Origin of the sequence: Massilia sp. CT11-108, assembly GCF_047302915.1 — a bacterium.
GTDB lineage: Bacteria > Pseudomonadota > Gammaproteobacteria > Burkholderiales > Burkholderiaceae_D > Telluria > Telluria orientalis.
This window is the reverse complement of sequence record NZ_JBKYMO010000259.1, coordinates 1-8,099: the sequence shown is the minus strand read 5'-3', so window position 1 is coordinate 8,099 and position 8,099 is coordinate 1. Positions and strand designations below refer to the sequence as shown.

Below are 8,099 nucleotides of genomic sequence, written 5' to 3'. Positions count from 1 at the left end.
CCCCCACCCCATTAATTACTCCCCCACCCGCCGCCACCCGCGATGTACGCCCGGCTGGTGGGCTCGCTTATGTCTATAACAGCCAGCGTCCCGCCCTGCCCGCCCGCGCGCCGGCCGCGCGGGCGCGTCATGGCAGCACGCGGTACGTGGATTGCACGAGGCCCGACGGGAAGCTGCGGCTGGCGACGAGGGCCAGGTCGCGGTCGGCCGGGAGTGCCCCGAACAGCGGCCGGCCCGCCCCGATCAGGACGGGCACGGTCGTGATGACCATGTCCTCGATCAGCCCGGCGCGCAGGAATGCCTGCACGACCTGGCCGCCGTCCACGTAGACCCGGCGGACGCCCTCCTGCTCCAGGGCGCGCATGGCATCGGGCGGTGACAGGTCCGCGAAACGCACCTTGCCGCGCAGGCGGTCGGGAACGGGCGTACCGGCCAGTTGGCGCGACAGCACGAGCACCGGCCGGTCGTACGGCCAGGTGTCGAACGTCGCCACCTTCTCGTAGCTGCCGCGGCCCATCACGATCGCGTCCTTGTCGGCGATGAACGCATCGTAGCCGTGGTCTTCGTTCGGGTCGTCGCGGGCGAGCAGCCAGCCGATGTCGCCGTCGGGGCGCGCGATGTAGCCGTCCAGGCTCGTGGCGATGAATACGTGTCCGGTCGTCATGAAGTCTCCTTATTTATACACCGTATATTTTATACGAAGGCGTAAAAAAAGCGAGCCCGCAGACTCGCTTTCCGACGACGGGATACGTCGATTAACGCTTGTCGATGGTCGGCACGTCGCGGACCGTCGAACCGACGAACAGCTGGCGCGGACGGCCGATCTTCTGTTCCGGATCGGCGATCATCTCGTTCCACTGGGCGATCCAGCCGATGGTACGGGCCATCGCGAAGATACCGGTGAACAGCGAGACCGGGATGCCCAGGGCCGACTGCACGATGCCCGAGTAGAAGTCGACGTTCGGGTACAGCTTGCGCGACACGAAGTAGTCGTCGTTCAGGGCGATCTTTTCCAGTTCCATCGCCAGCTTGAACAGCGGGTCGTCCTGCAGGCCCAGTTCGTTCAGCACTTCGTGGCAGGTTTCGCGCATCAGCTTGGCGCGCGGGTCGAAGTTCTTGTACACGCGGTGACCGAAGCCCATCAGCTTCACGCCCGAGTTCTTGTCCTTGACCTTCTCGATGAAGGCCGGGATGTTCTCGACCGAGCCGATTTCCTTCAGCATGTTCAGTGCGGCTTCGTTCGCGCCGCCGTGTGCCGGGCCCCACAGGCAGGCGATACCGGCTGCGATACAGGCGAACGGGTTGGCGCCCGACGAACCGGCCAGGCGGACGGTCGAGGTCGATGCGTTCTGCTCGTGGTCGGCGTGCAGGATCAGGATGCGGTCCAGGGCGCGGACGAGGACGTCGTTGACCTTGTACTCTTCGCACGGGTTACCGAACATCATGCGCATGAAGTTCGCGCTGTACGACAGGTCGTTGCGCGGGTACACGAACGGCTGGCCGATCGAGTACTTGTATGCCATGGCGACGAGGGTCGGCAGCTTGGCGATCAGGCGGATGGCCGAGATCTCGCGCTGCTTGGCATCGTTGATGTCCAGCGAGTCGTGGTAGAACGACGCCAGGGCGCCGACGGTACCGACCAGCACCGACATCGGGTGCGCGTCGCGGCGGAAGCCGCGGAAGAAGAATTGCATCTGCTCGTGGACCATCGTGTGCTTGGTCACGGTGGCGACGAATTCTTCCTTCTGCTTGGCGTTCGGCAGTTCGCCGTTCAGCAGCAGGTAGCAGGTCTCCAGGAAGTCGCAGTTGACGGCCAGTTGCTCGATCGGGTAGCCGCGGTACAGCAGCTCGCCCTTGTCGCCATCGATGTAGGTGATGGCCGACTGGCAGGCGGCGGTCGACATGAAGCCAGGGTCATAGGTGAACTTGCCGGTCTGGCCGTACAGCTTGCGGATGTCGATGACGTCCGGGCCGATCGTGCCTTTGTAGATCGGCATGTCTACCGATGGGCTGCCGTCCGAGAACGACAGGGTGGCTTTGGTATCAGAGATGTTCATGGCACTTCCTTCTTTGGGAGGTGAGTCTACAAGACAAAATAAAACGAAATCTTCCGGTTTCGCTCAGGCTTGCCGCAGCCGCGCCACCAGGGCGCGGACGTGCGGGAGGTCGACCTCGCCTTCGGGCTCGGCGCGGCCCAGCAGCAGGTCCATCAGCGGGTTATCCGCCAGGTCCAGCAGACGGGTCAGCGCATCGACTTCCTCGTCCGTCATGGTTTCTTCATGCGCATCCAGGAAGCGCGTGAGGATCAGGTCGTTCTCGAGCAGGCCGCGGCGGGCGCGCCAGCGCAGGCGGGCACGGTTGGCGGGGTCGGATTGATGCGTATTCACACTAGAGTCCGTTGTTGGGTCAACACTATACTCCGGCTGCCGGAGGCCGGCAGTACGGTAGTTTTACTGTTTCGGTTCGATGAGCCGGGTTTAGATCGCGCGGCGTACCAGCAATTCCTTGATCTTGCCGATGGCCTTGTTCGGGTTCAAACCCTTCGGGCACACGTCCGTGCAATTCATGATCGAGTGGCAGCGGAACAGGCGGTACGGGTCTTCCAGGTTGTCCAGGCGCTCGTTCGTTGCCTCGTCGCGCGAGTCGGCGATGAAGCGGTACGCCTGCAGCAGGCCGGCCGGACCGACGAACTTGTCCGGGTTCCACCAGAACGACGGGCACGACGTCGAGCAGCACGCGCACAGGATGCACTCGTACACGCCGTCGAGTTCTTCACGCTCTTCCGGCGACTGCAGACGCTCCTTTTCAGGCGGGATCGAGTCGTTGATCAAATACGGCTTGATCGAGTGGTACTGCTTGAAGAAGTTGGTCATGTCCACGATCAGGTCGCGGATGACCGGCAGGCCCGGCAGCGGACGCAGCACGATCGGCTGCGTCAGCTCGTTCAGGTTCGTCGTGCAGGCCAGGCCGTTCTTGCCGTTGATGTTCATCGCGTCCGAACCGCACACGCCTTCGCGGCACGAGCGGCGCAGCGCGAGCGAGTCGTCGACGTCGGCCTTGATGCGCTGCAGCGCGTCCAGCAGCATCTTGTCGGTGTCTTTCAGCTCGACGGTGACGTCTTGCATATAGGGCTTCGAATCCTTGTCCGGATCGTAGCGGTAAATCTTCAGGTGGACTGTGCGTGCCATTATTTCGTACCTAGTTAGAACGTGCGGGGCTTCGGTTTGAACGTGTCGACGGTGAGCGGCTTGGTCACCACCGGCTTGTAGTCGAGACGGTTGCCTTCCGAGTAGAACAGGGTGTGCTTCATCCAGTTCACGTCGTCGCGCTGCTCGTAGTCGCTGTGGGCGTGGGCGCCGCGCGATTCCTTGCGCGCCGCAGCCGACACGACGGTCGCCTTGGCCACTTCGATCAGGTTGTCCAGCTCGATCGCTTCGATGCGCGCCGTGTTGAACACCTTCGACTTGTCCTTGAACGAGACGTGCTTGCGGCGCTCGTCCAGGGCCATGATTTCCTTGACGCCTTCGTCCATCAGCGCCTGCGTGCGGAACACGCCGCAGTGCTTCTGCATCGTCGCGCGGATCGCGTTGGCCACGTCCTGCACCTTCTCGCCGCCGGTGGAATTTTCCAGGCGGTTCAGGCGGCCCAGCGCGTAGTCGGCAAAATCCTTCGGCAGCGCGCGGTTGCCCTGCTCCTTCAGGTTCTGCGCGACGATGTGGTTGCCGGCCGCGCGGCCGAAGACCACCAGGTCCAGCAGCGAGTTCGTGCCCAGGCGGTTCGCGCCGTGCACCGACACGCACGAGCATTCGCCGATCGCGTACAGGCCGTTGACGACCTTTTGCGAACCGGTACCGTCAGGCGTGACGACCTGGCCGTGGATGTTGGTCGGGATGCCGCCCATCTGGTAGTGGATGGTCGGGACGACGGGGATCGGTTCCTTGGTCGCGTCGACGTTGGCGAACTTGTGGCCGATCTCGAGAATCGACGGCAGGCGCTTGCGGATCGTGTCCGCGCCGATGTGGCGCAGGTCCAGCAGCACGTGGTCCTTGTTCGGGCCCACGCCGCGGCCTTCCTTGATTTCCTGGTCCATCGAGCGCGAGACGAAGTCGCGCGGCGCCAGGTCTTTCAGGGTCGGCGCGTAGCGCTCCATGAAGCGTTCGCCGTTGCTGTTGATGAGGATACCGCCCTCGCCGCGCACGCCTTCCGTGATCAGCACGCCCGCGCCGGCCACGCCGGTCGGGTGGAACTGCCAGAACTCCATGTCCTGCAGCGGGATGCCGGCACGTGCCGCCATGCCGAGGCCGTCGCCGGTGTTGATGAAGGCGTTGGTCGACGCGGCGAAGATACGGCCCGCGCCGCCCGTGGCGAACACGGTCGTTTTCGCCTGCAGCATCATGACGTCGCCCGTTTCCATCTCCAGCGCGACGACGCCGAGGACGTCGCCGTCGGCATTGCGGACCAGGTCCAGCGCCTGCCATTCGACGAAGAAGTGCGTGCGCGAGCGGACGTTACGTTGATACAGCGTGTGCAGCAGCGCGTGGCCGGTACGGTCGGCCGCGGCGCAGGCGCGCTGCACCGGCTTCTCGCCGAAGTTGGCGGTGTGGCCGCCGAACGGACGCTGATAGATCGTGCCGTCCGGGTTGCGGTCGAACGGCATGCCGAAGTGTTCCAGCTCGTACACGACCTTCGGGGCTTCGCGGCACATGAATTCGATGGCGTCCTGGTCACCCAGGTAGTCCGACCCCTTGACGGTGTCGAACATGTGCCAGTACCAGTCGTCCTCGCTCATGTTGCCGAGGGATGCGCCGATGCCGCCCTGCGCCGCGACCGTGTGCGAGCGGGTCGGGAACACTTTCGACAGCACGGCCACGTTCAGGCCCGCTTCGGACAGTTGCAGCGCCGCGCGCAGGCCGGAGCCGCCGGCGCCGACGATGACGACGTCGAAATGGCGGACGGGGATGTTGGTGTTGATTGCTGCCACGATTACACGCTCCAGAGAATTTGCACAGTCCAGGCGGCGCAGGCGAGCAGCCAGAGCACCGTGGCGATCTGCAGGGTCAGGCGGATGCCGACCGGTTTGACGTAGTCCATCCAGATGTCACGGATGCCCACCCACACGTGGTAGAACAGGCCGAAGAACGTGACCATCGTGAAAAGCTTGAACCACTGGCGGGCGAACAGGCCGGCCCAGCCTTCGTAGGTGAAGTTTTGGCCGGTCAGGAACGAGACCAGCAGGATGACGGTGAAGATGACCATCACGATGGCGGTGACGCGCTGGGCGAGCCAGTCGCGCATGCCGTAGTGCGCGCCGACGACGAGGCGGCGCTGTCCGATATTCTTGGGGGTAGCCATGATCAAAACACTCCGAACAGTTTGAGAGCGACCAGCAGGGTCAGCGCCAGGGCGACGACGAGCACGTAACGCGCGGTGCGCTGCGCCGCGTCCTTGTCCAGGGCCATGTGGTTGTCCATGAACAGGTGGCGGATGCCGGCGCAGAAGTGGTGCAGGTAGCCCCAGGACAGGCCCAGGATGACGATCTTCGTGAACGGATGGCTGACGATCCCGGCGAAGTGCGCGAACGAGATCTCGGAACGGATGCTCTGCTCGAACAGGTAGAGCAGGAACGGCAGGAAGAGGAACAGCACGAAGCCGCTGATACGGTGCAGGATCGACACGATGGCCGACGGCGGCTGCTTGTAGTTCATCGTGATATCCGTAATGTTCACATTACGGATCGGCTGCCCTCTTTTTTGCGCGTTCTTCACGGCTTCGGACATTGGAACACCTCCCTTAAAGCGTTTATTTATATTGACTCCGGACTACGCCGGGTTGCTCTTCGACGCTTGCCCAAAATCAAGGCATTGTAATCGCTGCAAGCGATTCATGCAGCAGCATAGATCCGCCGCAAAAACAATTCACGACAATTCGTTTTGGTAATGATGCTTGGAGGTCAGATACAGCCCGCGCCGCAACTCGACCGCCTTGTCTCCATAGGTGAACGACACCCGGTCCGCGCACAGCAGCGGCGTTCCTTCCGGTACTTTCAACGCCTGCGCCGTCGGTGCATCGGCCGCTACCGCCCGGATCTTTTCCGACGCGCGGATCATGCGCGTGCCGAATTCCGATTCGAACAGTCCATACATCGGGCCCTTGTATTCCGCGAGACGCTCGGCCGTCAGTCCCTTGAACAACTGCCCCGGCAGCCAGAGTTCTTCCAGGATCGTCGGCGCGCCGCCGTCGCTCATCAGCCGTTTGATATAGACGACCGCGTCGCCCGATTTCAGGTCGAGCAGGCGCGCCACCTCGGCCGGCGCACGGATGCGCTTCACCTCGAGGTATTCGTGATCGAAATGCTGGGGGACGCCCTCGTCGGGCATCAGCTTGAGGAAACGGAAGTGGGCGCGCGCCTCGTTGTGGGTCGCGACGAACGTACCTTTACCCTGGCGGCGCACGACGAGGTGCTCGGCGGCAAGCTCGTCGATGGCCTTGCGCACGGTGCCCTGGCTGACCTTGTAGCGGCCGGCCAGCTCGACTTCGCTGGGGATCAGCTCGCCCGGTTTCCATTCGCCGGACTGCAGGCTCTGCGTGATGAGCGCCTTGATCTGCTGGTAAAGTGGAGAGAATGTGGGGGAAGGCGCCGCGCCGCCGACAGCGCTGCCGGCGCTCGTAGTCGTGGCGCCATTGCTGTTCGGATTGGACGGGGCTGGGTTCATAGACATCGATTTTTTCATAAATCCCATTGTCCGTCCAGTGGAGAAACCCTCAGATTATGTGTCTTATATAAGACATATGATATGAATTGACAGATGGAATCGTACGGGCATACACTCGCGATCGATCGAGCGTGGGCGCCCCGCCTGTCGGCAACCGTCGCACGCCCGGCTCGTGGGTAGTGCTTTTGGTATGATTGCAGTTTTCCCAAACTGGCGTATCCTCTGCGTCGCCCCGTTTTTCTTTCCCACTTTGGAGATTCATCATGGCTAAAACCCCTAAGCGCGTTGCCGTTACCGGCGCGGCCGGCCAGATCGGCTATTCCCTGCTGTTCCGCATCGCCAACGGCGACATGCTGGGCAAGGACCAGCCGGTCATTCTGCAGCTGCTCGAGATCGACAACGAAAAAGCACAGAAGGCGCTGAAAGGCGTCATGATGGAACTGGAAGACTGCGCATTCCCGCTGCTGGCCGGCATGACCGCCCACAGCGACCCGATGACCGCATTCAAGGACGCGGACGTCGCCCTGCTGGTCGGCGCCCGTCCGCGCGGCCCGGGCATGGAGCGTAAAGACCTGCTGGAAGCCAACGCCCAGATCTTCACGGTGCAGGGCAAGGCACTGGACGCCGTCGCGTCGCGCGACGTGAAAGTCCTGGTGGTCGGCAACCCGGCCAACACCAACGCCCACATCGCGATGAAATCGGCCCCGAACCTGCCGGCCAAGAACTTCACCGCCATGCTGCGCCTGGACCACAACCGCGCCCTGTCGCAAGTCGCCGCCAAGACCGGCACTGCCGTCGGCGACATCGAGCAGATGGTCGTCTGGGGCAACCACTCGCCGACCATGTACGCCGACTACCGTTTCGCAACGGTCAACGGCAAGTCGGTCAAGGACCTGATCAACGACCAGGAATGGAACGCCAACACGTTCCTGCCGACCGTCGGCAAGCGCGGCGCCGCCATCATCGACGCCCGCGGCGCCTCGTCGGCTGCTTCGGCCGCCAACGCCGCCATCGACCACGTGCGTGACTGGGTGCTGGGCACCAACGGCAAGTGGACCACGATGGGCGTGCCGTCGGACGGTTCGTACGGCATTCCGGAAGGCATCGTCTTCGGCTTCCCGGTGACCACCGAGAACGGCGAGTACAAGATCGTGCAAGGCCTGGACATCGACGCGTTCTCGCAAGAGCGCATCAACCTGACCCTGAACGAACTGAACGAAGAGCGCGCAGGCGTCGCTCACCTGCTGGGCCAGTAATTCCACAACGGGCGGCCGGCGCCCCCCGCCCCCCGGATTTTTATAAGACCCCAAGCAACAATAGCCGGATTTTTTAAACGCGCCCACCCGCCCCGCCGCCCGACCGGCGGCAGCCCCCAAAACCCGCGAC

Annotated in this window: 9 protein-coding genes; 1 reads left to right on the top strand and 8 read right to left on the bottom strand. The window is 63.3% G+C overall.

Annotated elements, in window-relative coordinates:
* Positions 1-127: 127 nt before the first annotated feature.
* The 8 genes from ACEN88_RS19425 to ACEN88_RS19390 form a co-directional block, all read right to left on the bottom strand.
* A complete protein-coding gene (locus tag ACEN88_RS19425; protein ID WP_413342148.1) occupies positions 128-664 on the bottom strand; it encodes a dihydrofolate reductase family protein in 537 nt (178 codons plus the stop codon).
* 91 nt (positions 665-755) lie between these two features.
* Positions 756-2,057, bottom strand: coding sequence for a citrate synthase (gene gltA / locus ACEN88_RS19420; protein WP_413342146.1), 1,302 nt, complete (start codon positions 2,055-2,057; stop codon positions 756-758).
* A gap of 63 nt (positions 2,058-2,120) precedes the next feature.
* A complete protein-coding gene (locus ACEN88_RS19415; protein WP_036240314.1) occupies positions 2,121-2,387 on the bottom strand; it encodes a succinate dehydrogenase assembly factor 2 in 267 nt (88 codons plus the stop codon).
* A gap of 90 nt (positions 2,388-2,477) precedes the next feature.
* Positions 2,478-3,188 (bottom strand): succinate dehydrogenase iron-sulfur subunit, encoded by a 711-nt coding sequence (locus ACEN88_RS19410; protein WP_413342144.1) that lies wholly within the window; start codon positions 3,186-3,188, stop codon positions 2,478-2,480.
* Between the two features lie 14 nt (positions 3,189-3,202).
* Positions 3,203-4,981, bottom strand: coding sequence for a succinate dehydrogenase flavoprotein subunit (gene sdhA, locus ACEN88_RS19405; protein WP_413342142.1), 1,779 nt, complete (start codon positions 4,979-4,981; stop codon positions 3,203-3,205).
* 2 nt (positions 4,982-4,983) lie between these two features.
* Positions 4,984-5,352: a succinate dehydrogenase, hydrophobic membrane anchor protein gene (gene sdhD, locus ACEN88_RS19400; RefSeq protein ID WP_036240800.1), complete on the bottom strand. Its 369-nt coding sequence runs from the start codon at positions 5,350-5,352 to the stop codon at positions 4,984-4,986.
* Between the two features lie 2 nt (positions 5,353-5,354).
* Positions 5,355-5,777, bottom strand: coding sequence for a succinate dehydrogenase, cytochrome b556 subunit (gene sdhC / locus ACEN88_RS19395; RefSeq protein ID WP_413342140.1), 423 nt, complete (start codon positions 5,775-5,777; stop codon positions 5,355-5,357).
* 138 nt (positions 5,778-5,915) lie between these two features.
* Positions 5,916-6,713, bottom strand: coding sequence for a GntR family transcriptional regulator (locus ACEN88_RS19390; RefSeq protein WP_413342150.1), 798 nt, complete (start codon positions 6,711-6,713; stop codon positions 5,916-5,918).
* Between the two features lie 263 nt (positions 6,714-6,976).
* Between ACEN88_RS19390 and ACEN88_RS19385 the strand changes: the two genes are divergently transcribed.
* Positions 6,977-7,969 (top strand): malate dehydrogenase, encoded by a 993-nt coding sequence (locus ACEN88_RS19385; RefSeq protein WP_413342138.1) that lies wholly within the window; start codon positions 6,977-6,979, stop codon positions 7,967-7,969.
* The last annotated feature ends 130 nt before the right edge of the window (positions 7,970-8,099 follow it).

What these genes read in the sequence shown, in the direction of transcription:
- ACEN88_RS19390 (WP_413342150.1), bottom strand. Translation starts at nt 6,713, where the DNA reads ATGAACCCAGCCCCGTCCAATCCGAACAGCAATGGCGCCACGACTACG.
- sdhD (WP_036240800.1), bottom strand. Translation starts at nt 5,352, where the DNA reads ATGGCTACCCCCAAGAATATCGGACAGCGCCGCCTCGTCGTCGGCGCG.
- gltA (WP_413342146.1), bottom strand. Translation starts at nt 2,057, where the DNA reads ATGAACATCTCTGATACCAAAGCCACCCTGTCGTTCTCGGACGGCAGC.
- ACEN88_RS19385 (WP_413342138.1), top strand. Translation starts at nt 6,977, where the DNA reads ATGGCTAAAACCCCTAAGCGCGTTGCCGTTACCGGCGCGGCCGGCCAG.
- ACEN88_RS19410 (WP_413342144.1), bottom strand. Translation starts at nt 3,188, where the DNA reads ATGGCACGCACAGTCCACCTGAAGATTTACCGCTACGATCCGGACAAG.
- sdhC (WP_413342140.1), bottom strand. Translation starts at nt 5,777, where the DNA reads ATGTCCGAAGCCGTGAAGAACGCGCAAAAAAGAGGGCAGCCGATCCGT.
- ACEN88_RS19425 (WP_413342148.1), bottom strand. Translation starts at nt 664, where the DNA reads ATGACGACCGGACACGTATTCATCGCCACGAGCCTGGACGGCTACATC.